The organism is Mesorhizobium sp. CA7, assembly GCF_020165015.1.
Classification (GTDB): Bacteria; Pseudomonadota; Alphaproteobacteria; order Rhizobiales; family Rhizobiaceae; genus Mesorhizobium.
This window is the reverse complement of sequence record NZ_JAIUHH010000015.1, coordinates 97,295-122,334: the sequence shown is the minus strand read 5'-3', so window position 1 is coordinate 122,334 and position 25,040 is coordinate 97,295. Positions and strand designations below refer to the sequence as shown.

Here is a 25,040-nt window from a genome sequence, read left to right as displayed (position 1 = left end):
TGGTTTCTATGTCACGGCGATGACCTTCCCCGTCGCACCAAGGCGACACAGGACCTTCGCTTGTCGAACTTGGATGCCGCCTGGAAGCGCATAGTTTATTCGCACCTCGATCGGCGCCGCCAGACCGGCTTTGCGTTGGCGCATCGGACCGGCGCTGACCACGTATACGCGCACAGCACCAAGCGGCGTCGTGGCCGACATGATCGCCGCGCGGCAAGCGCTCACGACTTTGGGCGGCGTGCCTGGCTTCGCTTTCAGCGATACAAGGGGCGCAAAAGGATAGCCCGCTCCAAACCGCCCGAACTCCCCGCCACCGGTGCTGGAAGGTTTGAGGATGGATGGCAGGCTGATCGCGGTTGTTGCGCTTTTTGCTGAGAAAACGGTGGGGTTGTCGGGGGACACGGTGTCCCCGGTGCCTGACGTTGCGGTGCCAGCACCTCTCGACACGCCGGCGCTTGCGCTGCCTGCCGCGTCACCCGTCGAAACGCTGGCGCCGATGGACCCGGTACCAGCGTTTGCGGACGCGCTAAGGCTTGCTCCTCCTGCGCCTGCCGACGCGCCAACGCTTGCGCCGCCCAAGCCGCCGACACTTGCCCCCAAGCCAGCGGAGACACCTTGTGATCCGGCGCTCACGCCAGCGCCGACGCCAATGCCGCCGACCTTGCCGCCACCGCCGACATCAAGGGCGGCCGCCGGTCCGGTAGCGGCTGCGATCATCAAGGCGACCGCCACGTATTTGCCCATTTCAGGACCCCTCCTGGGCATGCGTTCGTGCCAATCCAAATGTACTGCTGACCATCATCATCGAGGCGGGGTCGGAAGCAACGCGTCGGGGAGAGTGATCGTCGTCGCCACCAGAACCCGTTTCGGTGATCTTGGGATCTTCGCTCTGTTCTTATCCTGCAAGCCTGTTCGGCGGACAGCTTGGCCATTCTGGCTGGCAAGTGGAACCGCGGCGGAACGCGACCCGGGCGCGCGCTCCATCTGCGCTGTGCGGCGCGCACTTTGCGCCTTGACGAGGTCGATCGCCTTTCGCGCGGCGGTGAGAGCGACGGACATGTCGGTCAGCTTTTGACGCTCCTGCTCAAGCGCTGCACTCAAGTCGGCAGACGCCTGCTTCGCGGCGTCTCTTTCCCGACGGGCGCCATCGGCATCGCTTGCGGCCGAAACCGCGCGCGTGTGTTCCAGATCTAATGCCTGGTTGACATGCTTTGCGGCAGCAACCGCCAGCTGGAGGTCCTTCAGGGCGGTGGCCCGCTCGGCCGCAGCCAGATTTGCGCGTTTCTGATCGGCCTCGCCGGCCTGGCGAGCCATGGCGAGTTCGTGCTCGAATTGTTCGACCTTATGGCGCTCTTCGGCAACCGATTGATTTGCCTCGGCCAGGGACGCTTCCACAGCGTTGCGTGCTTCGTTTGCAGAAATCAACTGTGCCTTCAAGTCTTTGATGACGCGCTGCGCCGCTTCCAGATCGAGTTTGAGGGTTCCGTTGCTTTGGTTCGCCTCTCTCAGGGCCTTTGTCTGCTCTGCGGAGGTGCTGGCCAACAGCCTTGCCTGGGCGCTTGCTGTGCGCTCGGCATCCTGACTCAGGCCCAGTTGCGCTTTTGTCGACGCCAGTTCGCCTCGCGCTGCCGCGATCTGTTGCTGGATTTCGGCGCTGTTGTCTGGGGGAGATACCGCCGCCAAGAGGAGGATGCATCCGGGAATGGCGCTCCACCTCCAGTGGCGCATGCTGAAGCGAACCCACGCCGGGCGCGGGTCGTCTTCGAACTCCTCGTAAGATCCATGTATGGACGTCACTGGCCACGGTCCTCTGTCTGCCGGTATTCTTCGCGTTGCTCAAGAAACACGTCATAGCGGCTGTGCGTGCGCAAAATTAAGATTTTCGGTCTTGGCGGTTCGCTCCGTGTTGAACTCCATCTACAGCTTGGACAACTTGTATTTTGCGCAGTTGACGGGCTGCTTATACCAGGTACGCCTTTAGGGGCAGGATGCATCATCCAAATGGACTAGATGTCATGATTGATCGTCTCGAAGCAGAACTTCTCGATGGCGAGCTGATCAATGTCGGGCAGTCTAAGCGCGCGGTTGCTGCTGCGCAAAATGATGAGGGTCCGCGGTGACCCTGGTCGGGTCGCATGACCGGTCTGGCCGATTGCGCCGGCGCGCAAACGAGCCGTAGCTTCGTGACGAGCGGCGCGCCGCTGTTTCAACAGTCGAATTCGCCTTCGGAACGCCATGCCGCATTATCCCGACGCCATGCCTGGATCGAAAACCCTGTTCGAGCGCGCCAGGAAGGTGATGCCGGGCGGCAATACGCGCACCACGGTCTTCGTCGATCCGTTTCCGATCTACGCCGCGCGCGGCGAGGGGTGCAGGGTCTGGGACGTCGACGGCAATGCCTATTACGACTGCATCAACAATTTCACCGCGATGATCCATGGCTACGCGCATCCCGATGTCACCGCGGCCGTCGTCGAGCAGCTGCCCTTCGGCACCGCTTTCGGCGCCCCGACGCTGAGCGAGATCGAGCTTGCCGAGCTGCTGGTCGAGCGGCTGCCCTCCGTCGACCAGATCCGCTTCACCAACTCCGGCACCGAGGGTGTGATGATGGCGATCAAGGCTGCGCGCGCCTTCACCGCGCGGCCGAAGATCGTCAAGATCGAAGGCGCCTATCACGGATCCTACGATTTCGCCGAAGTCAGCCTGGACTCATCGCCCGCCAATTGGGGCGATCTGCCGAGATCCACGCCCTATGCCAGGGGCACGCCGCGCGGCGTGCTGGAGGACGTGATCGCCGTGCCCTTCAATGACACCGAGGCACTGCGCGCCGTCTTCGCCACCGAGGGCGACAACATCGCGGCGGTGCTGATCGACCCGATGCCCAACCGTGCCGGCCTCATACCGGCGCGCCGCGACTACCTCCACGCCATGGTCGAGATCGCCCATGCCGCAGGTGCGCTCGTCATCTTCGACGAGGTGATCTCGTTTCGGCTGGGATGGTCTGGCGCGCAAGGCTTGTGGGGCATTGAGCCCGACCTGACGGCGCTGGGCAAGATCATTGGCGGCGGCTTTCCGGTCGGCTCCGTCGGCGGGCGCGCCGATATCATGGCGGTGTTCGATCCAACCGCAGGCAAGCCCGCACTGCCGCATGGCGGCACCTTCACCGCCAATCCGGTGACCATGCGCGCCGGCCTTGCCTCGATGCGGGCGCTGACGAAAGAAAGTTTTGCCCATCTTGATCGGCTTGGCGCATCGTTGCGCGAAGGGATTACCGCCTCATTCGAAAAGCATGGGCTTGCAGGCCAATGCGTCGGCCTTGGCTCGCTGTTCAAGGTTCATTTCACGTCGCATCCCGTCACGGATTACCGCTCGATCTACCCAGGGCCGGCCGAGCACAGGAAGTTCGACACCTTCCACAAGGGTTTGCTTGGCCGCGGCGTTCTGTCCGCCAGCTACGGCCTGTTCGCGCTATCGACGCCGATGACCGAGGAAGATGCCAGCGCCATTCTTCAAGCGATCGACGAGACCTTGGGCGACGTCGCCGCGCAGTCGTGAAAGCAGGCGGACCACAGATGACAGCTTCTCCTCATGTCGTGGTGATCGGAGCCGGCACGCTGGGCATGTGCACGGCGCTCAACCTCGTCGAGCAGGGCGCGCGCGTGACCGTGCTCGAAGCGCACTCGATTGCCTCGGGGTCGAGCGGCCGGTCCGTCGGCGTCGTCGGATCGCAATTCACCGACCCGTTCGAGATCATGCTGCGCGTCCATTCGCTGCGCCGGTTCCGCGAATGGGAAGGCGAGGGGCTTCGGTTCAACCATATCGGCTATCTGCGGCTGGCGCGTACGACCAGTCAGATGGAGCTCTTCGCGAGATCGGTCGAAATCCAGGCCGAGGCGGGGCTGAGGTCGCGTCTCGTCCGCGCGAACGAGCTCAGGGATCTTGTTCCGCACATCAATCCTGACGGGCTCGAAGGCGGATTGTTCGGGCCCGACAACGGTTTTCTCGATCCGCATGAGATGTGCAATTTCCTTGCGGGCATCGTCCGCGCCAAGGGCGGCGAAATCCGTCAGTACCGCAAGCTGGTCGGGGTGCAACGGCGCCCGGGCGGCTATACGCTGGAAACCAATGGCGGCCCGATCGATCGCGAGCGACGACTGATCGATTGCGATGCCGTGGTCAATGCGGGCGGCGCCTGGGCGCCGCAGGTCGCCGCGCTTTTCGGCCAGCGTCTCCACATCTGGCCCGAGCGCCACGAGGCCGTCGTCATCCATCTTGACGAGCCGCTCGGCTACACCATGCCGATGGTGATGGACCTCGTGAACGGCGAAGGCAGCGGGCTCAACTTCCGCCACGAAAAACCAGGCGAGCTGATCGCCGAAATCCACAAAGTGAATTCGATCGCGCCGGAGGACCCCGACAATTACAACGACCAGTGCGAGGAGCAGTCGAAGGTCGATCTGGCCGAGCTGCTTTTGGAACGCGTGCCCGACCTGCCGGGCGCGCGGCTCGGCCGAGGCTGGGCGGGCCTTTATCCCGTCACCGCCGATCATCGCCCCTTCGTCGGACGGATCGATGCCTCGGAATCGACGCTGATCACCGCCGCCGGCGCCGGCGGCTATGGCATCCAGCTCGCCCCGGTGATCGGCCAGATCGCGGCCGACTGGGCGCTTCACGGCGCGCCGGTTTCGGTGCCCGGTTCGCAGAGCCTGGCGCCGTCGGCCGAGCGCAACGTCCTCGGTCACTGACCGATGCATCAAGCTGGCCCCTGACGCGTAAGATTCGAGCGTCCCCGTTAACCATCGATTAACTATCCGGTCGCCTTTAATACGGTTCTGGAGGATACTGATTTTGGCCGCGAGCGAAGAATTCACGACGGCCGAAATGAGAAAAGAGCGGCGGATACCGTCGCCGTCTGCCGGGGAGGCGCCCAGCATCTTAGATGAGGGAGCGCCGGAATGAATATCGAGGAAGCGGTCACTGCAGCGACGGCGGGGTCGAGCGCGCTCCTGTCCTGTCTTGGCCAGCCGGTCGTGGCATATCACGTCACGGCCATCATGCGCGAAACCGACGCAAGACATGCGCGGCAGATGCAGCTCGCCTTGCTGCGGCGGAGCATCGAGGCCCTTGTCGAGGACGGCCTCGAGGACATCGAGGCCAAACGCTTCGCATCGCAGTTCCACGGTCGCGTCGGCTCGGCATGGGATCTTCTGCATATGGCCGGCGACACGTCGCATTGATCCTTGCCGCGTGCGCTTTTGCCGGGCCGGCTATGTAACACTCCCGTCATGAGATAGACTGTCGGCCGCGACTGGGCTGACCTTCATGGAGTGGGGGACATGCGATGCAGGCGATACCGATAGCGCATCCGGCGGAAGCGCCGGTCGCCCGAGCGATACCGTCGCTGGCTGGTTATCCCGCCGCTGCCTTGTGCTGGCTGCTTTCGGCCGGCGTCTATATCGCGGCAAAGTGGGTGGCACCGGAAATGCCGCCCTGGGGGCTGTGCTTCTGGCGGCTGGCGCTCGCCTGCCTCATTCTTTTGCCGATCGTGCACCGCCATCACGGCGCCATGCTGGCGCTGCTCAAATCGCGGCCGCTGGAGATCGTTGCCGTCGGCGCCATCGGCCTGACGCTCTGCCAAGGGATGATCTACCATGGACTGAACGACACCGACGCCACCACGGCCGGCATCATCATGGCGATGTCGCCGATCATGACCATGGTGCTGGCGCGTCTCGTGCTGGGCGAGCCGCTCGGGCTCTGGAAGTCGCTCGGCGCGGTTGCAGCACTTGCCGGCATGCTGGTGATCGTCGCGCATGGCAAGCTGGACGCGCTGGTGCAACTGCGCTTCAACATCGGCGAATTGTGGATCGTCGGCAGCGCCTTCTGCTGGGCGCTCTATACGGTGCTGCTGCGCCGCTCAAAATTCGGCCTCGAGCTCCTGCCGCTGGTGGTCCTTCTGCTTGGCGCCGGCGCGCTGGTGGCGCTGCCGTTCCACCTTTGGGAAATCTTCAACGACGAGCGCTCCGCCTTGAATGCCGACGGCCTTCTCGCGCTTGCCTATCTGGCGGGTCCCGGCGGCGCGCTGATGTACTATCTCTATAACCAAAGCGTGGAGACCCTCGGCGCCAGCCGGGCAAGCATGTTGCTCTATCTGCAGACCTTGTTCGTCGCCGTGCTCGCCTACCTGCTGCTCGGCGAGAGCCTGCACGATTACGATCTGCTCGGCGCGGCCTTCATCGTGGTCGGGGTCGTGCTGGCGACGGCGATCAAGTCGAGGCCGGTTCCGGCAAAGGCGTGAACGAGCGGCCACGTCGCCTTATTGACATATGCGGCTGCCCGAGCCGCCAAGTCGATCCGGTTCCTTGGGCGGTGAGCCGTCCGGACCAAGCTTTCCTAAATTAGCCAATTTTGCTATTGGCTGCCCCTTCGCAGCGTCGGCCAAGGCGGAAGGGGATCATGGCGATCGACAAGCGCGTGGACGCATGAACGGCGGTCAGCACATGCTGGAACTGCGCGTGCTTGGCGATTTTCAGGTCACGCGCGACGGCGAGCCGCTTCACCTGCCGCCATCGCGCAAGACGCGGGCGCTGCTCGCCTACCTCGCCGTCACCGCCAGGCAGCACCAGCGCGAGCGGCTGTGCGAGATATTCTGGGACATCCCGGACGATCCGCGCGGCGCCTTGCGCTGGAGCCTGTCCAAGATCCGCCAGGTGCTGGGCGCCGACGAATCCGTTCTTGCCGCCGATCGCAATGCTGTCGCGCTCAATGTCGAAACGGACTATACGCGGCTGGCGCCGCTGGTGAAGGCCGATCTTTCATCACGCTCGACCGAGGAGCTCGAAGCGGTCCTGGCCTCGATCCGAGGCGGCTTTCTCGCCGATCTCTCGCTCGAACGCTGCTTCGACTATGAAGCCTGGCGGCAGGCCATCGCCAGCGAGGTCGAGATCGTCGAGCTTGGCATCCTGCGCGAGCTGGTCGAGCGCCTGGGGAATGAGCCGCGACGTGCGCTGCCGTTCGCCCAGCGTCTGCGCCGCCTGACGCCCGACGACGCCAGCATCGCCGCCGAGATCGAGGCGCTGGAGGACAAGGTTCGGTCGGCCGCCGCTCAAGCCACGGGACGCGCGCCGCAGTCCGCTCCCCTCGCGCCGCCGTCGAAGCCTGCCGCGTCGCCGCAGGATTCCGGCCGCGCCGTGCAGTTCTGTCGGGCTCTCGACGGCACCAGGCTCGCCCATGCCAGCACCGGCAGCGGGCCGGCGATCCTGCGCGCCGCGCACTGGATGTCGCATCTCACCTTCGACTGGGACAGCCCGATCTGGCGGCATTGGATGCGGGAATTGTCACGTCACAACCGGCTGGTGCGCTATGACGAGCGCTGCAATGGCCTGTCGCAAAGGCACGTCGTCGACGTCTCGTTCGAAACCATGGTGTCGGACCTCGAATGCGTGGTCGAGGCAACCGGGCTCGACCGCTTTACCTTGCTCGGCCTGTCGCAGAGCTGCGCGGTTTCGATCGCCTATGCCATCCGCCACCCCGAGAGAGTGTCGGGCATGATCCTCTACGGCGGCTACGTCAAAGGCTGGCGGGCGCGCGGCGATGCCGGCGAGATCGCGACGCGCGAGGCCGTGGCGACGCTGATGCGCGAGAGCTGGGGCAAGTCGAACCCGATGTTTCGCCAGGCCTTCTGTTCCATGTTCATCCCCGGCGCCACGCACGAGCATTTCGCCTGGATGGACGATTTGATGCTGCGCACCGTCTCGCCCGACGATGCCTGGCGTCTTCAGAACGCCTTTTCGGTGATCGATGTCAGCGACTTGCTGGACAAGGTGCGCGTGCCGACCCTGGTGTTGCATGCGCGGGACGACAACGTGGCGCCGGTGGAGTCGGGCCGCACCATGGCCGCCGGCATTCCCGGCGCGCGCTTCATCGAGCTCGATAGCCAGAACCACATCCTCCTCGAAGGCGAGCCCGCCTTCGAGGAGTTCATAGACCACGTCCGCGCCTTCATCGCCGAGACGGCGGGCGGGTAACCGGGCACTCGCGAAGCCCTCAGCCGCCGATGAGCGGCACGGTGAACACCGTCGCCGTGCCGGTGAGGCAAAGCTCGCCCGCTTCGTTGCGCACCGATGTCTCCAGCTTCGTGATCGGCTTGTCGGCGCGCACGTCCTTGACCTCGACGCGGCCGGTGATCATTTCGCCGACGCCGACCGCCTTGACGAATTTCCACGAGACTTCGAGGAACACCGAGCCGGGGCCGGGGAGGTCTTCCGCGACCACCGCGTTCAGGATGCCGGACGTGACGCCGCCCTGCACGATGAGCTTGCCGAAGACCGAAGCCTCGGCCAGCGCCTTGTCGTAATGCAGCGGATTACGATCGCCGGTCATCTCGGCAAAGGCGTCGATATCCTGCGGCTGCGTGCGCCGCGAGCGTTCGGCAAAGGCGCCCACCCTTGGCCGGCCCTTGATGACACCGATCCACCCGTCCTTCATCACATGCACAGTCATGGTCTTGCTCCAGTTCGGTTGCGGGAAAAATCGGCCGGCGGCCCGTCCTGGTTGGCCGGCGCTCGATAGGTCGAGGGCTTCGATGCGGTAGCGCGGCGGGCCGGCGTGGGTTGCCCGGCCAGCGCCTGCACCTCGGCCTTCAGGACGGCGCTGAATCGGCGATGCCGCTCGCCGAGATCGTCAAGCGTCCAATCGAAGCCGGCGATGGCGTCCGTGGTGTCGAGGATCTGGTTGGCGATCATGTCGCGCTGCTGCTGCCAGACCGCGAATGCTGCCTCGGACCCACTGAGGATTGCCCGCGCGAGGCTCTCGGCGTCGCGCAGCGCGTCGGAAATGCCGTGCGAGGTGATCGGATCGCGGAAGAAGCCGGCGTCGCCCACCAGCGCCCAGCCCGGGCCGTGCGGCTGGCGGATATAGCCCGGCACGCCGCGGAACGCCTGCAGGCGCGCATCCTTGGGTGCCCGGGCCGCCTGTGCTGCCAGTGTCGGGGAAAGCGTCTCGAGCACATCCATCCGGGCGCGGGCGTGGCCGAGGCGGAAGCGCTGGTCGAACAGGCCTGTCGGCACCGAAGCGACGATGCAGGCGAGGCTGTCATTGGTCGGGATTAACGAGCCGGCGATCCCGTCGCGGAAGTACCAGTGATAGCCGGCGCCCGGCTCGACTGGCGCATAGCCATAGACATGGGCAGCCGACACCGCGCCGCGCCGCAAGGGCTGGGCGTCGACGCATTTTGCCACCAGCGAGCCGATGCCATCGGCGCCGACGACGATATCGGCGCTGACCCGCACGGCAGTACGGCCGGCGGCGCGGATCTCGATGCCGCGCACGCGGCCACGCGTGTCGGCAAAAAGACCGCCGACCGCGACCTCGTGCAGGATCTCCGCGCCGGCCTTGCGCGCCGCATCGACCAGGATGCGGTCGAGCACGGTGCGCCGCGGCGCGATGAGGCCGGGGAGGTCCGAGCTAGCGGCAAGGGGGATGGTGATCTCCTCGTCGCCATAATGGAAGGTCGTCGTCTCGATGAGCGGCGTGCCGGCCTTGAGCAGCGGCTTGAGCAGACCCCAGCGCCAAAGCTGCAACACGGCCGGTCGCATCAGCGCATGCGTCGACAGCATGTCGGATCCATAAGGCTTGCGGTCAATCGCAAGCACCTTGAGGCCGGCGCGCGCAAGCAGCATCGCCGTCGCCGCGCCCGCGCAGCGCGCGCCGACGACGATAGCGTCGTAATGGCCATGCTTCGGAGCGGCCATCAGGGAGATGAGGTTGTTTGCCATGTTCAATGTCCTCAGGCCGCCTTGCGGGCGTTGCAATCGAGATAACGGGAGATTTCAGCGGCGATCGCCTCGGCATCCGCGCCGACGCCGCCGATGAAGTTGGAATCGCGTTTGCGCAGAAAGCGGAAGCCGAGCGCGTAGAGACCCGGCACGCTGGTGACGCCGCCCTGATGCGCCAGCTCGCCATCGGCGCCGAGCGCCAGCGGCTCCAGCCAGCCGAACGAGCGCGCATAGCCGGTTGCCCAGACGATGCTGCGGATCGATCCGTCCGTCAGCGAAAGCCGCGCCGCGCACGTCGCCGGCGTCGCCACCGGCTCGGGCCGGTACGGTGTCGTCATACCCGCGAAGCGATCGATCTGGTCGAGTAGGCGCGCCTGCTTCGCTTCGGCTGCCGCGATGTGCTGGCCAAGATCGCCGGCGAAGCCGATCTCGCGGTCGCCGACGCCATGCACCCGCCCGGTGAGTTCCACGCCGAGCGCCTGCAGCGTGGCGAGGTCGACATCTGCCCTGTCCGGTCGGCCGGCGAGCTGCAGCGATGGTTGGCGCCGGGCGCCTTCCAGATCGGCGAGGTCTTCCTGGCGCTGTGCCATCAAGCCCATTTCGCAAAGCCAGAAGAAGATATCCTGGCCGCGCCATGTTCTGGGCAGGCGTGTATGCTTGCCGACCGAAAGCACCACGTGCCGCCCGGCGCGGACGAGCTCGTCGGCGATCTGCACGCCGGAGGACGAGGCGCCGACAACCAGCACACCGCCGTCCGGCAGCTCGCCAGGCGAGCGATATTGCGAAGCGTGGATGCTGAGCGGCCCGCGAAGCATCTCAGCCGAAAAAGGGATGACCGCCCGGTCGCAATGTCCCGTCGCGACGACGACCGCTCGAGCCAACAGCTCGCCGGCGCTGGTGCGCAAGGCGAAGCCGTCGCCGGTTCGCTTGGCGGCGACGACCTCGACGTTGGTCTCGACGGGTGCATTCCATTGCCAGGCGTAGCGTTCCAGGCTTTCCACGAAAGCCTCCTTGGTCATGAAGCCGTCCGGATCGCCGCCCTCGTAGGGCGAGCCGGGCAGAGCGTTCAGCCAGTTCGGCGTGAGCAGCCTGAGCGAGCGCCAGCTCTGCGAACGCCAGCGCTCGCCGATGCGGCCGCGCTCCAGCACGGCATGGTCGATGCCGGCCTGGCCGAGGCAATGGCTGAGCGCAAGACCGGCCTGGCCCGCGCCGATGATGACCACGTCCGAGCGTCTCATGGTTCATTCCGTCGATAGGAGGGGAGGCGGCCTGGATCGGCTCCGGACCGCCGGCCGGCTTACTGGATGGTCTTGATGCCGACGGTGACCGGCACGCCCTTGGTCAGCACGTCGAACACGGCCGAACGGGCGCGCGACTGCTCGACCAGCTGCTGGAGCTTTTCGGCCGGCGCGTCGCCTTCGATCTCGAACGACACCTGGATGTTCTGGAAACCATTGCGGACCTCGTCGGAGATGCCGAGAATACCGCGCAGGTCGATGTCGCCGTCGACCGAGCATTTCACCTTGGTGAGCTTGATGCCGCGCGCGGCGGCGATGTTGGCGACGCCCGCCATCAGGCACCCCGCCAGCCCGTGCAGCAGCCACTCGACCGGGGTCGGCGCGTTGTCGGCGCCGCACAAGATCGCCGGATGATCGGCATCGGCATAATGCGGCTTCTCGTGCTTCTGCTCCTGGCCGGCGCCGAAGAAGCCGTTCATGACGGTCTTGCTGTGCGTGCCCTCGATCCACTCGTTGTGAGCGCGGAACTGGAACTTGGCGAGCTCCGGCTGCCCGGCGACGAAGTTGATCGTCGCCAAAAGGTTCGGCGTGTCGACGCCATTGAGCGGAAGCCGTGCAGGTTTGGTGTTGGGTTGCATCTTCATCTCCAAAGGTTCGTTTGCGGCTTGGTTGCCGTGACGGCCTCTGTTTGCCGATGGAGCGTTTGAACGAGAGTGGATGCGACCGTGGAATTTTTCATACGCCTACCGTGGAAATTGCGTTGGACGTATCGTTTGTAACGAAGTGTCTTGACCCGAATGCGCCGGAACGCAAAAGCCCCGGGCGTGCGAAAGCCCGGGGGCCTGTCGAGGGCGTGGCGACGATCGCTATCGGCGGTCAGCGGGCGTTGCGGATGTTCATCCCGTCGGTGTCGGAGGCGTAGCGCATCGAGGTGTAATGATCGATTTCAGAACGGGCGATACCCAGGTCCTTGAGCAGATAATCGGGCATGGCCCGCATGGCGGCGCGGTCGCTGCGCATCCTCATTGCACGGTAAAAAAGTCGGAGCGCACGACCGGCAAAGCCGATCGGACCGGGGCGCGCGCGGCCGGTTTCATAAGGGGTACGTTCCAACGTCGTCATCGTTGTCTCCATCTTGCGGCGCGACTATTTCGCGTCGTCGATGGCGGACTTGTCGCCCATGACCGAGGGAACGAGCGTTGGAACGGGCGTCGAATTGCCGTGGAAATGGAGGTTTCGGGACTGACGCCCAGCCGGCTGGGGTTGATTGAAGCCGGACTGGATCGCGGGCAGCCCGATGCTTTGCGCCGCCCTGTCGCGATCTCAGGAAATCCGCAGCCCGGCCTCGTCCAGCAAGACGCAGTCGTCGGCGTCGAAGCCGAGTTCGATCGCTTCTCCTTCGCGCAGCACCCGGCCGTCGATCGGGGCGTTGGCGCGGATGTTCGCCTTGCCGCCGATGTCGACCTCGTAAATGGCGCTGCCGCCGAGATAGGAGGCCGACACGACCCGGCCTGACAACCGGTTGGCGCTCGCCTTGGCGCCCACCGCGAGTTTCTGCGGCCGCACCACCACGGTGACGGCGCTTCCCTGCGGCAGCGGCCTGGGTGACAGGACATTGATCGTCTGGCCGCCGGCGAGCGTGACAATGGTCGGCCCGTCGGATCGGCTCACCGTGCCTGACAGCATGTTGGCCTTGCCGAGGAAGTCGGCGACGAAGGCGGTGGCCGGCCGCTCATAGACCTCTTCCGGCGTGCCGACCTGCTCGGCCGAGCCGGCATTCATCACCACGATGCGGTCCGACATCGACAGTGCTTCTTCCTGGTCGTGCGTGACGAAGATGGCGGTGATGCCGGTTTCCTTCTGGATCTTCTTGATCTCGACGCGCATCTCCTCGCGCATGTTGGCGTCGAGGGCCGAGAGCGGCTCGTCGAGCAGAAGCACCTGCGGCTCGAAGACGATGGCGCGCGCCAGCGCAATGCGCTGCTGCTGGCCGCCCGACAATTGCGAGGGCAGTTTCTTCTCGCTGCCCGGCAGCCGCACCATATCGAGCGCCTGGCCGACCTTGCGCTTGATCTCGGGCTTGGCGACGTTGCGGTATTTCAGCCCGAAGGCGACATTGTCGAATACGCTCTTGTGCGGAAACAGCGCATAGCTCTGGAACACCAGCCCGATATTGCGCTTGTAGATCGGCACGTCGTCGACCCGCCGGCCGCCGATCATGATCTGGCCGGCAGAAATATCGACCAGCCCCGCGATGGAGCGCAGGATCGTCGTCTTACCGCAGCCCGAAGGGCCGAGCAGCGTGACGAAGCTGCCCTTGCCGATCGACAGCGAGAAATCGCGCACCGCGACGAACTTGCCGTAGGCTATCTCGATGTTGCGGAACTCGACCGCCGGGTTGTTCGCCCCGGCGGCCGCGCTCGCGCCTTCCGCCCCGGCCGAGGCCGGCCGGGGATTGAGTGTCGTGACCTGGCTGTCAGGCACCTTTCGAGATCCTGTTCCACTGCTTGGTCCAGGCGTCCTCGTTGGTCGCCCAATAGACCGGATCGGCGAAGGTCAACGCCTTCATCGTGCCGGTCGGATCGAAAGCCGGCAGCTTCGCGATCTTGTCGGTCAGCTTGACCTTGTTCGGGTCGAGCGACGGCGGATAGCTCTGGCCTTCGGCCACCGCGATCGAGGTCGCCGGATCGAGCATGAAGTTGATCAGCTCCTCGCACTCGGCCATCGGCGAGCCTTTCAGGATCAGCATGTCCTCCATCCAGGCATAGGAGCCGGCCGGATCGAGATAGCCGATCGGGTGGCCCTGGTCCTGCAGCGCCGCGACGCGGCCCGACCAGGCATCGGTCACCACGATCTCGCCCTTGGAGAGCAGGTCCATCAACTCCGCGCCGGAGCTCCAGAACTTCTTGGCGAGATCGCGCGTCTCGCGCACCTTGGCCCAGATCGCGTCCATGTCCTTGAGATTGTTTGGATCTTGTCCGGTGGCGAGAGCCGCATACCAGACGCGGGTGGTCATGTCGGAATAGCCGCCGACCTTGCCGGCATATTTCTTGTCGAGCAGAAGTGCGGCGCCCTTTTCCTTGGCTTCCTCCGGCGAGATCACCTTGGTGTTGTAGGCGATGCCGGTCGTGCCATAATCGTAAGGCACGGCCGACAGCTTCGGCGTCAGCTTGCGGAACGGCTCGATCATCGGCTGCAGCACATTCGCCATGTTGGGAATGTTGGCCTCGTTGATCTCCGAGTTCATCCCGGCATTGATATATTTGATGTAGTAATTGACGCCGGACGAATGGACGATCTGGAAGTCGCCTGGCTTGGCCGTCTTGATCTTGGTGATGATCTCGTTCTCGTCGCCGAACGTGCCCTGGACCACCTTGATCTTGGTCTTGGCCGTGTAGGGCTGGAAGGCATATTTGTCGATCGCGTCCTGCACCGTTCCGCCCCAGCCGTCGAAGCGCACCTGCTCGACCGCGGCAAGCGCCCGGCTCATCCACGGCATGGAGAGGCCGGCCGAGGCCGCGGCAGCCGCGGTCAGGCTCAGGAACGTCCGTCGGCTGAGATCGCCGTTGACATAGCGGTCGTGCAGCCGCTCCAGCCGCTTGGTGGTGGTCAGTTTCATCGTGCTTCCTCCTTGGGTTCGCCGCGTCTTCTCAGTTTTGTCAGGCTTTGCATCAGCAGGCCGCCGATCAGCGGGATGCCGACGGTCACCACAATCATCACCGTGCCGAGCGCGTTGATCTCCGGGCTGATCGAGATTTTCAGCATCGAGAGGATTTGCGTCGGCATGGTCTCCACTCCAGCCGGCCGCCAGAACAGGCTGGCCGACGTGTTGTCGAACGAAATGGTGAAGGCGAGCAGCGCGCCGCCGACGACCGCCGGGATGAGCAGCGGCAGCGTGATCTCGCGGAAGGACGAGAAGCGCGAGGCGCCGAGCGAAAGCGCCGCCTCCTCATAGACGCGCCTTATGCCCACCATGCGCGCCTGCGCGATCAGCACCACATAAGGCACCGCAAGCAGGATGTGGCCGAGCACCAGGAGCAGCATGGTGCGCGGCTGGTCGATCGCCTTGATCAGCACCAGAAGGCCGACGCCGAGAATGGTTTCCGGCACCAGCGCCGGCAGGATCACAAGCGTGCTCAGCGCCTGCTTGCCGCGGAAGTCGAAGCGCGCCAGTGCGAAGGCCGTGACGACGCCTATTGCTGTGGTGACGGCTGCCGTCACCAGCGCGATCCACAGCGAGGTGCGGAAGGCCGTCAGCACCGCGTCATTATTCATCAGCTTGGCGTACCATTGCAGCGAAAAGCCGGTCATCGGGAAGCCGCCGAACATCGAGGCGTTGAACGACAGGATGACGGTCGCCACGATCGGCGCGAACATGAAAACGTAGACGCAGACCGTGACGAAGCCGGTCAGCCGCCAGGCCCATTTGCCTTCCTTGTTCGGTCGCGCAGCTTTCATCCGCCCAACCCCTTCACGATCTGCGACATGCCCATGTAGCGGGTGTAGATCGCGGCGAAGAAGCCGAGCACGAGGAACAGCACGATCGACAGCGTTGCGCCCATTGGCCAGTTCAATTCGCTCATGATGGTGTCGTAGATCAAATTGCCGAACAGCGCGTCGCGGCCCGAACCCAAGAGCTGCGGCGTCACATAGCTGCCGGCCGCCAGCACGAAGCAGAGCAGCAGGCCCGCCGCGAGACCCGGCAAGGAAAGGGGCAACGTCACCTCGCGGAACGCCTGCGCGCTGGTGCAGCCCATCGAGCGGGCCGCCGAGATCAGCGTGCGGTCGATGCCCTCGAGGCTCACATAGACGTTGAGGATCATGTAGGGCAGGAGGAAGTGCAGCAGTCCCAGGATCACCGCGCCTTCGTTGTAGAGCATCGGCAGCGGCTCGTTGATGATGCCCATTTTGAGCAGCGCGACGTTGATGACGCCCTGTTCGCCCAGGATGTTGATCCAGGAAAAGGTGCGGATGGTGAAGCTGATCCAGAACGGCACGATGAGCAGGAGCAAGAGCAGCCATTTGTGCCTGAAGCTCGTGGCCCAGATGAAATAGGCCGGGAAATAGCCGAGCACGCCGCAGAGCAGGGCGGTGATGACGCCGACCCTCAACGTCTTCAGCAGGAAGCCGGAATAATAACTGTCGCTGAAGAATTCCTGCCAGTTGGCGGTGGTCAGCGCGCTGGTTTCGACGCCTGCGGTAACGAAGGTGAAGAACGTATAGGCCGCCATCACCGCGATCGGCAGCACCAGGAAGAAGATCAGCAGCAAGAGCACCGGTGCAACCAGCATCCAGGCCAGGCGCGGATCGTACAAGGTCCAGCGATTCTTCATGCGTACCCGGTGGTAGGCGCCTTCTTCGACGCGCTTATGTTCCCGCAGTGAAGATTGTTTCATTGCCGCCGCGATGTCTACAGGCGGTGATTGAGCCAGAGAGATGGAAGCGAGGAGGGTAACCCCTTTTGGTATGTCGCCGGGGTACATTGTGGCGTTGTCTGAGCGGTTCTCCAGCAGCTTCGAAGAGCTTGATGCATCCGCATTGGTTGGAGCCTGCCGCTTCGTCAAAAAAGGCAGAATAGCGGCATAGACGTGGCAATTCCTGGAACGAACGGTCACGTTTTCATTCAGGCTGATAACTATTCTGTGTTGCACCGCACCATTTTGTGCCGCAGTCCTTTAGCGTAGGCGAATATACGGTTTAGGAGTCGGCACGCTTGCGTTTTCCGTTGACCGGCACGGATGTTGCGGCCGCCGGCCCGGGCCATGTCGTCAGCACCAGCGGTTGCGAATGATGCCCGGCGGTCGCGACCTCCAGCTTGACGCGCTCCGGGCTGCTGCCGTCACGCTTGTGCTTTATTCGCATTTCTTCGCGCCCGGCGGCACGTCCTTCCTTGGTCATCTCGGAGTGCGGCTGTTCTTCGTGCTTTCCGGCTTCCTGATCACCAGGCTTTTGCTGGAGGCGCGCGACGCCGACCAATTCGCGGCTGGATCGGCGCTGCGCTCCTTCTATGCCAGGCGCGCGATCCGAATATTCCCGCCCTATTTCGCGGTACTGGCCTTCGTCTGGTTTACCGATCTTGAACAGGCTGGATCGTCGCTCATCTGGCACGCGCTCTATCTGTCGAACTTCTGGTACGCGCATCGCAACGACTGGACGCCCTGGCTGCTTTGCCATTTCTGGAGCCTCAGCATCGAGGAGCAGTTCTACATCGCCTGGCCGCTGATCGTGCTCCTGGCGCCGCGCAGGCGCATCGAGGCGATCACCATTGGCCTCATCTGCTTCTCGCTCGCCTACCGCTTCTACTGGCCGATCGCGGCCAACCCGGCGCTGGCCCGAGACCTGTTGCCGCCGGCCTCGATGGATGCGCTTGCCTGCGGCGCGCTGCTTGCCGTACGTCGCGCCAGGGGCGCCGGCGTGCCGCGTTGGATGCGGTTCGGCTGGCCGGCCTTCGTGGCGCTCTTCCTACTCGTCGTCTTGTCCGATCCGGGGCCGGCGAACTCGACATGGGAATGGCCGCGCTGGCTCCTGGTGCAGGTGCTGCCGCTGGTGCCGTTGGTGGCGATCGTCTCGATGTGCTCGAACGGCCTTCCCGGCACGCTCGGCTGGCTGGCCGAACTGCCTCCGCTGCTTTTCCTCGGCCGCATCAGCTACGGCGTCTATCTCTATCACGCGATCCTCCTCGCTTACACCGTAAAGGCGCAGCCGTGGATCCCGCTCAACGTCTCGGAGGAGGGGCCGGGCCGCTTCCTGGTCGCGGGCGCCGCCACGCTGATTGTCGCCTCGCTGTCCTGGGTGCTGTTCGAAAAGCCGCTCAACAGCTTCAAGCGCTATTTTCCCTATATCGCGCGGCCACGCGCTCGTGCGCCGAGCGAGACCCGGCGGTTCGGCGCCACATATCCCGGCGCAGAAGCGGCGCTCGATCTGCAGCCGACGGACCGGAGCTGACAATGATACGCCCGCTCATCTCCGTCGTGCTGCCGATCTACAATGCCGAGCTCTATGTCGGCGCTGCAATCCAATCGATCCTGCGGCAGGACTACGACCGGCTCGAAATCATCGCCATCAATGACGGATCGACCGACAGGTCGCTGGAAATCCTGGAGCGCTTCCGCAAGGCGGACGGCCGCGTAGCCATAATCTCGCGCGAGAATCGCGGCCTCGTCGCCAGCCTCAACGAGGGGCTGTCAATCGCCCGGGGCGAGTTGGTGGCGCGGATGGATGCCGACGATTTTGCCTATCCTTGGCGCCTGTCGCGCCAGGCGGCGCTGTTTGCCGCGCGGCCCGAACTCGGCTTCTGCGGCTCGCTTGTCGACACGCTGCTGCACGGCCGCGTCGCACGGGGCAGGGTGGATCCGGTGTTCCGCCTCGGTCTCCTTCCGGTGCTGTCGAAGTTCTTCACGATCTTCATGCACCCGACGGTGGTCTACAACCGCCGGGTCATCGGCGAGGCAGACCTGCATTACGATGGCCGCTACCGGCATGCCGAGGATTTCGATCTCTTCCGGCGGCTTGCCGACCGCTATCCGGCGGCGCTGATGCCGGAAAGCCTGCTCGTCTACCGCCTGCATCCCGGCAGCGTGACCAGCTTGCATACAAGCGAGATGCGGCGCACGCACCTCCGGATTGTCGGCGAAAATCTCGAGCGCGAGGGGCTGGCGGACGAAACGCAGGATCTGCGCGCCATTGGCGATAGTGTTTCGTTCGACACTGTGCACCGCGCGGCCGCGTTCATCCGCAGCCTGGAGGAGCGGGTCGCCGAGTTGCCGGCCGCATCGCGGCCGAGCTTCGAGGCCGGCGCGCTGAACCTGTTCTATTTCCTCTACCAGCTCGTCAACGACCAGCAGCGGCCGGCGTTGGCGCATGAGTTGCTGACGCTGACGGCGAAGTGGGACGTCATCCGCCGCCGCGAGAAATACGCGCTGCGCGCCGGCGCCTGGGCGCCCTGGCTGAGCCAGGCTTCGATATGGGCTGGCAAACGCGCGGACTGGGTCGCCTATCGCCTCAAATCCGCGCCGGCGGCGTCCGTGCTTGCGCCTTATCGGATGGGGGCGGCATGAACGCCGATCGCCATCCGCTGCTGCAGCATCTACGCTCGCCCCCCGGCCCGAACCAGCGGCCTGAGGTCTCTTTCATCGTCTGCACGCGTGATCGCGCGGCGGTGCTGAAGTCCTGCATCGATTCGATCCGCGCCGCCTGCCGGACGCATCCTGCCTTCGCCGCCGAGCTGGTGGTGGTCGACAATGGCTCGCGCGACGGTACGGCCGACTATCTCTCGCGGATCGCCACAGCGTCCGATATAGCGCTGACGGCTATCTGTGAGCCACGGCCCGGACTGGCGGCGGCGCGCAATGCCGGGATGGCGCGGGCGCGCGGGCGCGTGCTGGTCTTCGTCGACGACGATTGCCGGCTCGACCGCGACTATCTCGTCGATCTCGAGCGGCATTATGCGAGTGGCGAGAAATGGCTGATCCGCGGCGGCCGCGTCGAGATCGGCGACGCCGGGGACCTGCCCTTCACCATCAATCGCTGCGAAAAGCGCAAGCGGCTGACGCGCGCCGTCCATCCGGGCGGCTTCGTGCTCGGCTGCAACATGACCATGCATCGCGATGTTGCCGCCTTGATCGGTCCCTTCGACGAACGCTTCGGCGCCGGCGGAGCGCTGCGCTCGGCCGAGGATACGGATTACCTGGTGCGCGCCATGCTGGCCGGCATGGCGGTGGAGTATGTGCCGGATATGACGATCTTCCACCATCATGGAAGGCGCGACCGCGGGGCGATCGAACGGCTGCACCGCGACTATCATTTCGGCAACGGTGCGCTCTGCCTGAAACATATGCGCCGCGCCCCGTGGCTGCTTCGTCACTTTTACTGGGCAACGCGGGCGGCCACGCGCGAGCTCTTCGGCGGTCCGCGTTTCGACCAGGAGCTCAGCCTGTCGCACTGGCCGATCGTGCTGATGAACCTGGCGGGCGCGGCGAAGTTCATGGCCCTGGTGCTGGCCGGGCGGCCTGACCGGCAGGAGCGGCCCGCCCAAGAAACCACCGAGGCCAGGGCCGAGGCCGGCGCGCGATGATCGAACCCAAAGCCCCTATCTTGTCGATATTGCAGCGCGCGCTCGGACGGCGTCAGCTCGGCCTGATGCCCGTCGTCGTCGTGCTCGGACTTGCAAGTGCCGCGCTCGAAGGGCTCGGCATCGGACTGATCATCCCGCTGCTTGGCATCATCATGGGCCATGGCGAGACGACCGGCATGGCCGGCCTCTCCGCTCTCCTGCAGAAGGTCGGCGCCGGGCTAGGCGAGCGTGAGCGGCTGATTGCGATTTCGGCCGCGATCCTCGGTTCGATCCTGCTCAAGAACCTGCTCGCCTTCGCCAATTCGGTGCTGACCGCTCATATCTACGGCAAGGCGAGCCAAGCGATACGCGGCGCCCTGGCCGAGCGGCTGCTCAATGTCGGCTATCCCTTCTTTCTCAGGCAAAGCCCGGGCCGCTTGCTCAACATCATCTCCAGCGAATCCTGGCGGGCGTCGGATGCCATCCAGGGTATGCTCAGCGCGATCGTCAGCGCTTCGGCGGCGCTCATCCTGCTCGCCTTTCTGTTGCTGCTCTCGTGGCCGATGACGCTCCTGGTGATGCTGGGGCTGGCGCTGGTGCAAGCGGCGCATATGGCGCTGTCGGCGCATCTCAGGGCACCCAGCCGCAATGTTTCGGCGCGCAACAGCGCCTTGGCCTCGCAAATGCTGCATCTCGTCCATGCTGGCCGGCTGATCCGCATCTTCGGCCAGGAGGCGCGTGAGAAGGCGGCGTTCGAAAAGGCATCCGACGGCGTGCGGCGCGCGGCCTTCCTGCTCTCAAACCGCCAGGGCGCGCTGGGGCCGCTGACCGAAGTTCTGCACGCCATGCTGTTCCTGGCGGTGGTGATCGGCGCCTGGCTTGCGGGCTTGAGTTTCCCGCTGGTCGCCGCCTTCCTCATCCTGCTCTACCGCCTGCAGCCGCATATCAGAGCCTTGCAGATGACCTGGAGCCAGTTGCAGGGTCTTTCCGGCTCGCTGGAAGAGGTGACCTGGCTGCTCGATCCCGATGGCAAGCCCGCGCCGCCCGAGGGCAGCCGGCAGTTCGCCACCTTAACGAAAAAAATCGCCTTCGAGGGCGTGAGCTTCAGCTATGCCAATGAGGAGCAGCGCGCGGCGGTGCTGCACGCGGCGAGCTTCGACATCGTGAGCGGGCACTCGACGGCGTTGATCGGCCGCTCCGGCGCCGGCAAAACGACGATCGTCAACCTGCTCTGTCGCTTCGTCGAGCCGGATGCAGGCAAGATCCTCGTTGACGGCGCGCCGCTCGGCGAGATCGACCCGGCCGACTGGCGCCGCCACATCGCTCTGGCCAGCCAGGAGCTGGAGCTGGTCGACGGTACGATCCTCGACAATATCACCTATGGCAAGGACACGGCGACGTTCGAGGAGGCCCGCCGCGCCGCCGAGCTTGCCGAGGCGCACGGCTTCATTGAAACGCTACCGCAAGGCTACCAGACGGTGGTCGGCTATCGCGGGGTGAACCTTTCGGCCGGGCAAAGGCAGCGCATCGCGCTCGCCCGCGCTCTTGTACGCGACCCCGACATATTGATCCTCGACGAGGCCACCAACGCGGTGGATGGGCTTTCGGAAGCGGCGATCGTCGAGACGCTGAAGTCGCGCGCCGGCCGCCGCACCACGATCGTCATCAGCCACCACCGCAGCACGATCTCGTTCTGCGACGACCTGGTGATCCTGGAGCATGGTAGAGTGAAGAAACAGGCGCCGTTCACTGAGATGGCGAAGCTTAGTATGGATGAGTTGTATCGGCCGGAGTGAGGAGCCCGAGCAGGGGCTCGCCCGCATCTTCTTCGTCATCACTTCCTCCTGCTATGTGCCGAAGCGAGGACGGTTCTGGCGCAAAGCGGCGTTCCGAGGCGGCCGGAAGGGCTGCCCTACCTTTCCCTGAACGCCCGTGCGAACGAGTCCATCATCGGGCGTACCAGATATTCGAAGAAGGTCCGGTTGCCGGTGCTGATGAAGGCGTCGACCGGGGTGCCGGGATAGAGCTGGTCCGCCTTCACGCCGGGGGGCAGGGCATCAGCGATTTTCAGCCTGGCACGGAAATAGGGTTCGTGGGTGGCCTCGTCGATCAACCGGTCGGCAGAGATCTCGCTCACCGTGGCCGGGACTTCCGGCGTCAGGCGCGCGTTGAGCGCCGACAGCCGGAGCTTTGCCTGCTGGCCGACATGCACCTGGTCGATGTCCTTCGGCCGCAGCCTGGCGTCGACCACCAGGCCCGAGGTCGTGGGCAGGATCTCCATGATCTTTTCGCCGGGCGCGACCACGCTGCCTTGCGAATTATAGGTCGAGGAGACGACGATGCCCGCCGCCGGTGCGGTGATTGTCGTGCGCTTCAGCACCGATTGCGCGGCGCGCATCCGCTCCTCGATGTCGGCGAGGTTGATGCGCACATCGTCGAGCTTCGTCAGCGCCTCCTCGACGCGCTGCGTGGTCGCGCGTTCGGTCTGCGCCTCCGCTTCCACGATCTGCGTGCTGGCCGAGGCGAGGTCCGCCTCGAGCGCGCCGGCTTGGCCGACGAGGTCGGCCTCCGAGCGCAAAAGCTGCGAATATTCCCTGCGGTCGGTAAGGCCCCGGTTCAGAAGGTCGGTCTTGATGCCGAGCTCCTTCTTCACCACCTCGGCCTGCTGCTCGATTGCCGCCTTCTGCGCGTTCAGCCCTTTGACCGACTCGCGATGCATGGCGACGCGCTGCGCCAGGATCGACTGCTCCGACCGGAATCGCGCAAGCCTGGCGTCGAATTCCTTCTGCTGCTCGCGGATGAGGTTTTCGAATTCCTGCTGGAACGGCGCCGGCGCGGGGTCGGCGATCGGCGCCAGCGTGGCTAGGCCGTCGCGCTCGGCCTCCAGCCGCGCCGCGCTTGCCTTGAGCGCGATCCATTGTCTTGTCAGCCGGTTGAGATCGGCTTCCGCGGCGGTCCGGTCGAGCAGGATGAGGTCCTGGCCCCCCCGCACGCGGTCGCCTTCGTGCACCAGCAACTGCCTGATGATACCGCCCTCGCGATGCTGGATGAGGATGTTGCCGCTGGTCGCCGCGATCGTGCCTTGCGTGATCACCGCGCCTGCCAGCGGCGCACTCGCCGCCCAATAACCGAAGCCGCCGACCATCAGCGCGATCGCCGCATAGCCGGCGAAGGCCGTGCGCCGGAAGTCGGTGCGCGGGCGGCCGTCGAGGATGAGGCTCTGCGTCATCGTCCAGGGCCCGTGGCGATGCCGTGTGAGGCGCGGATGGTCGGCGCGAACGATCCTGTGACCACCGTGTTCCGCTGCTTGCCCGGCTGGCGCAGCACCTCGGCGCTCGGTCCGAACGCCTCGATCGCGCCGCCGCGCAAGACCATCACACGGTCGCAAGCGGTGGCGATCGAAGGGCGATGCGTGATCACGATCGTGGTGACGCCCGCAGCGCGGGCCGCCGCGAGCACCGTTTCCAGTGCCGTCTCTCCAGCGCCGTCGAGATGCGTGCTCGGCTCATCCAGCACCAGGATGCGCGGATTGCCGTAGAAAGCGCGCGCCAGTCCGATCCGCTGCCGTTCGCCGCCCGACAGCGTCCCGGCGATCATCGTTTGGTAGCCGTCACGCAGCGAAAGGATCAGCTCATGCGCCTCGGCGCGCTTTGCCGCTTCCACGATCGCGGCGTCGTCCGCCTGCGCGTCGAAGCGGGCGATGTTGTCGGCGATCGAGCCGGGGAAAAGCTCGATCTCCTGCGCCAGATAGCCGATATGCCGGCCGAGCTGGTTTTCGTCCCACGTCCTGAGCTCCGCGCCGTCGATCCTGATCGTACCGCCGCTCGGCTGGGCGGCTCCGACGAGCAGGCGCGCCAGCGTCGACTTTCCGGCACCGCTCGGGCCGACGATCGCCACCGCTTCGCCGGCCTGAATCGCGAAACTCAATCGCTTGAGAATCGGTTCGACGCCAAAGGCGGCATTTGGTGCAATGAAGAAAAGATCCTGCGCCGAAATCGCACCGGTCGGGTCGGGCAAGACGAGCTTGCGCGTCTCTGCCGGTTGCGCCGCGAGTGCGGTCCCCAGCCGCGTCCAGGCACGCCTCGCCTCACCGAGCTGCCGCCAGGAGCCGATCAATTGGTCGAGCGGCTGCAGCGCGCGCGACGACACGAGCGAGGAGGCGAAGATCATGCCGGCCGTCATCTCGCCCTTGAGCACCAGCCAAGCGCCGGTGCCGAGGATCGCCAGCTGGAGCATCATGCGCAGCGCTCTCGAAGCGCCGCTGAAGACGGCGTTGGCGCCGGCCGAACGGTCGTGCAGAACAAGCGCTTCCGCCACATGCCGGCCCCAGGCGCGCGCGGCGTTTTCCACCATGCCCATGGCGCGCAGCGTGTCGGCGTTGCGGGCAAAGACCTGCTCGGCCCGGCTGGCCAAGGCCGAACGCTCCGCCGAGAGCGCATCGTTCCTGCCGATGGCAAGCTGGTTGGCAAAGACCAGCACGACGAGCAGCGCCTCGCCGCCGAGCGTCACCCAGAACAACAGCGGATGGATCAGGTAGAGCAGGGCGAGGAAGACCGGCGCAAAGGGCAGGTCGAACAGCACTGAGACACCGCGCGAGCGGATGAAGGCGCAGACCGAGGCAAGGTCGGTGAGCGGCGACGGCGCATTGCCGGAACCGAGCGAAGCGGCGAACGCTCTGGCGCCAAGCCTGTCATTGACCGTCGCCGCGACGCGCTGCGTGTAGACGGCTCGGACGGCGTCGAGAAAGCCGAGGAAACCGAGCGCCGCGACCGCGATGACCGACAGATAAACGAGCGTCTCGACGCTGGAGGAGGGCAGCACCCGGTCATAGACCTGGAGCAGGTAGAGCGGGATGACCAGGAGCAGAAGGTTGATGAGCAGCGAAAACAGCCCGACATCGGTTACGGCGCGCAGGAACATCGGCCGCACGCCGGCCTGCCTGATCGCACCCGGAGCGCTCTCCTGTGACATTGG

Annotated in this window: 22 protein-coding genes; 9 read left to right on the top strand and 13 right to left on the bottom strand. The window is 65.2% G+C overall.

From position 1 onward, the window contains the following. Positions 1–6: 6 nt before the first annotated feature. Both LB552_RS22640 and LB552_RS22635 read right to left on the bottom strand, forming a co-directional pair. A complete protein-coding gene (locus LB552_RS22640) occupies positions 7–744 on the bottom strand; it encodes a hypothetical protein (RefSeq protein ID WP_224610368.1) in 738 nt (245 codons plus the stop codon). Between the two features lie 57 nt (positions 745–801). After that, positions 802–1,683, bottom strand: a complete 882-nt coding sequence (locus tag LB552_RS22635; protein ID WP_224610366.1) for a hypothetical protein — start codon at positions 1,681–1,683, stop codon at positions 802–804. Positions 1,684–2,235: 552 nt separating this feature from the next. Here LB552_RS22635 and LB552_RS22630 point away from each other — a divergent pair. The 5 genes from LB552_RS22630 (at position 2,236) to LB552_RS22610 (ending at position 8,027) form a co-directional block, all read left to right on the top strand. After that, positions 2,236–3,555, top strand: coding sequence for an aspartate aminotransferase family protein (locus tag LB552_RS22630; protein WP_224610364.1), 1,320 nt, complete (start codon positions 2,236–2,238; stop codon positions 3,553–3,555). Positions 3,556–3,572: 17 nt separating this feature from the next. After that, the gene (locus LB552_RS22625; RefSeq protein ID WP_224610362.1) at positions 3,573–4,745 is read left to right on the top strand and encodes an NAD(P)/FAD-dependent oxidoreductase; all 1,173 of its coding nucleotides are present in this window, start codon (positions 3,573–3,575) and stop codon (positions 4,743–4,745) included. 210 nt (positions 4,746–4,955) lie between these two features. Further along, positions 4,956–5,237 carry a hypothetical protein gene (locus tag LB552_RS22620; RefSeq protein ID WP_095768257.1) on the top strand — a complete coding sequence of 94 codons (282 nt, stop codon included), beginning with the start codon at positions 4,956–4,958 and terminating at the stop codon, positions 5,235–5,237. Between the two features lie 104 nt (positions 5,238–5,341). Then, positions 5,342–6,298, top strand: a complete 957-nt coding sequence (locus LB552_RS22615) for a DMT family transporter (protein WP_224610360.1) — start codon at positions 5,342–5,344, stop codon at positions 6,296–6,298. Positions 6,299–6,482: 184 nt separating this feature from the next. Continuing rightward, positions 6,483–8,027 carry an alpha/beta fold hydrolase gene (locus LB552_RS22610; protein ID WP_224610358.1) on the top strand — a complete coding sequence of 515 codons (1,545 nt, stop codon included), beginning with the start codon at positions 6,483–6,485 and terminating at the stop codon, positions 8,025–8,027. 19 nt (positions 8,028–8,046) lie between these two features. Here the strand turns inward: LB552_RS22610 and LB552_RS22605 are convergent, their stop codons facing one another. The 9 genes from LB552_RS22605 to LB552_RS22565 all read right to left on the bottom strand — a co-directional run bounded on the left by LB552_RS22605 (position 8,047) and on the right by LB552_RS22565 (position 16,347). Next, on the bottom strand, positions 8,047–8,502 hold the full coding sequence (locus LB552_RS22605) for a MaoC family dehydratase (RefSeq protein ID WP_224548433.1): 456 nt from the start codon (positions 8,500–8,502) through the stop codon (positions 8,047–8,049). After that, positions 8,499–9,776, bottom strand: a complete 1,278-nt coding sequence (locus LB552_RS22600) for an NAD(P)/FAD-dependent oxidoreductase (RefSeq protein ID WP_224610355.1) — start codon at positions 9,774–9,776, stop codon at positions 8,499–8,501. The genes LB552_RS22605 and LB552_RS22600 overlap by 4 nt, the downstream gene beginning before the upstream one ends. 11 nt (positions 9,777–9,787) lie before the next feature. After that, positions 9,788–11,014 carry a flavin-containing monooxygenase gene (locus LB552_RS22595; protein ID WP_224610353.1) on the bottom strand — a complete coding sequence of 409 codons (1,227 nt, stop codon included), beginning with the start codon at positions 11,012–11,014 and terminating at the stop codon, positions 9,788–9,790. Positions 11,015–11,073: 59 nt separating this feature from the next. Further along, positions 11,074–11,652 (bottom strand): OsmC family protein, encoded by a 579-nt coding sequence (locus LB552_RS22590; RefSeq protein WP_224529713.1) that lies wholly within the window; start codon positions 11,650–11,652, stop codon positions 11,074–11,076. Between the two features lie 238 nt (positions 11,653–11,890). Next, a complete protein-coding gene (locus LB552_RS22585) occupies positions 11,891–12,136 on the bottom strand; it encodes a DUF1127 domain-containing protein (protein WP_224610351.1) in 246 nt (81 codons plus the stop codon). A 201-nt stretch (positions 12,137–12,337) separates the two neighbouring features. After that, positions 12,338–13,498 (bottom strand): ABC transporter ATP-binding protein, encoded by a 1,161-nt coding sequence (locus LB552_RS22580; protein ID WP_224610350.1) that lies wholly within the window; start codon positions 13,496–13,498, stop codon positions 12,338–12,340. After that, positions 13,491–14,633 (bottom strand): ABC transporter substrate-binding protein, encoded by a 1,143-nt coding sequence (locus tag LB552_RS22575; RefSeq protein WP_140700384.1) that lies wholly within the window; start codon positions 14,631–14,633, stop codon positions 13,491–13,493. The genes LB552_RS22580 and LB552_RS22575 overlap by 8 nt, the downstream gene beginning before the upstream one ends. Beyond that, entirely contained in the window at positions 14,630–15,472 is an 843-nt protein-coding gene (locus tag LB552_RS22570; protein WP_224610348.1) for an ABC transporter permease, read from the bottom strand. The genes LB552_RS22575 and LB552_RS22570 overlap by 4 nt, the downstream gene beginning before the upstream one ends. Further along, positions 15,469–16,347 carry an ABC transporter permease gene (locus LB552_RS22565; protein WP_224610401.1) on the bottom strand — a complete coding sequence of 293 codons (879 nt, stop codon included), beginning with the start codon at positions 16,345–16,347 and terminating at the stop codon, positions 15,469–15,471. The genes LB552_RS22570 and LB552_RS22565 overlap by 4 nt, the downstream gene beginning before the upstream one ends. 457 nt (positions 16,348–16,804) lie before the next feature. Here LB552_RS22565 and LB552_RS22560 point away from each other — a divergent pair, with 457 nt between their 5' ends. From LB552_RS22560 to LB552_RS22545, 4 genes are read left to right on the top strand one after another with little or no spacing between them, the layout of a single operon-like run. Further along, positions 16,805–17,959 carry an acyltransferase family protein gene (locus LB552_RS22560; protein ID WP_224610400.1) on the top strand — a complete coding sequence of 385 codons (1,155 nt, stop codon included), beginning with the start codon at positions 16,805–16,807 and terminating at the stop codon, positions 17,957–17,959. Positions 17,960–17,961: 2 nt separating this feature from the next. Further along, on the top strand, positions 17,962–19,071 hold the full coding sequence (locus LB552_RS22555) for a glycosyltransferase family 2 protein (protein ID WP_224610346.1): 1,110 nt from the start codon (positions 17,962–17,964) through the stop codon (positions 19,069–19,071). After that, complete coding sequence (locus LB552_RS22550; RefSeq protein WP_140845403.1) at positions 19,068–20,087, top strand: glycosyltransferase family 2 protein; 1,020 nt, start codon at positions 19,068–19,070, stop codon at positions 20,085–20,087. Before LB552_RS22555 ends, LB552_RS22550 begins: the two co-directional genes overlap by 4 nt. Continuing rightward, complete coding sequence (locus LB552_RS22545) at positions 20,084–21,862, top strand: ABC transporter ATP-binding protein (protein ID WP_224529679.1); 1,779 nt, start codon at positions 20,084–20,086, stop codon at positions 21,860–21,862. The genes LB552_RS22550 and LB552_RS22545 overlap by 4 nt, the downstream gene beginning before the upstream one ends. Before the next feature lie 116 nt (positions 21,863–21,978). Here the strand turns inward: LB552_RS22545 and LB552_RS22540 are convergent, their stop codons facing one another. Together LB552_RS22540 and LB552_RS22535 are read right to left on the bottom strand one after the other, a co-directional pair. Next, positions 21,979–23,295 carry an HlyD family type I secretion periplasmic adaptor subunit gene (locus LB552_RS22540; protein ID WP_224610344.1) on the bottom strand — a complete coding sequence of 439 codons (1,317 nt, stop codon included), beginning with the start codon at positions 23,293–23,295 and terminating at the stop codon, positions 21,979–21,981. Further along, positions 23,292–25,037: a type I secretion system permease/ATPase gene (locus tag LB552_RS22535; protein WP_224610341.1), complete on the bottom strand. Its 1,746-nt coding sequence runs from the start codon at positions 25,035–25,037 to the stop codon at positions 23,292–23,294. Before LB552_RS22535 ends, LB552_RS22540 begins: the two co-directional genes overlap by 4 nt. Positions 25,038–25,040 lie beyond the last annotated feature (3 nt).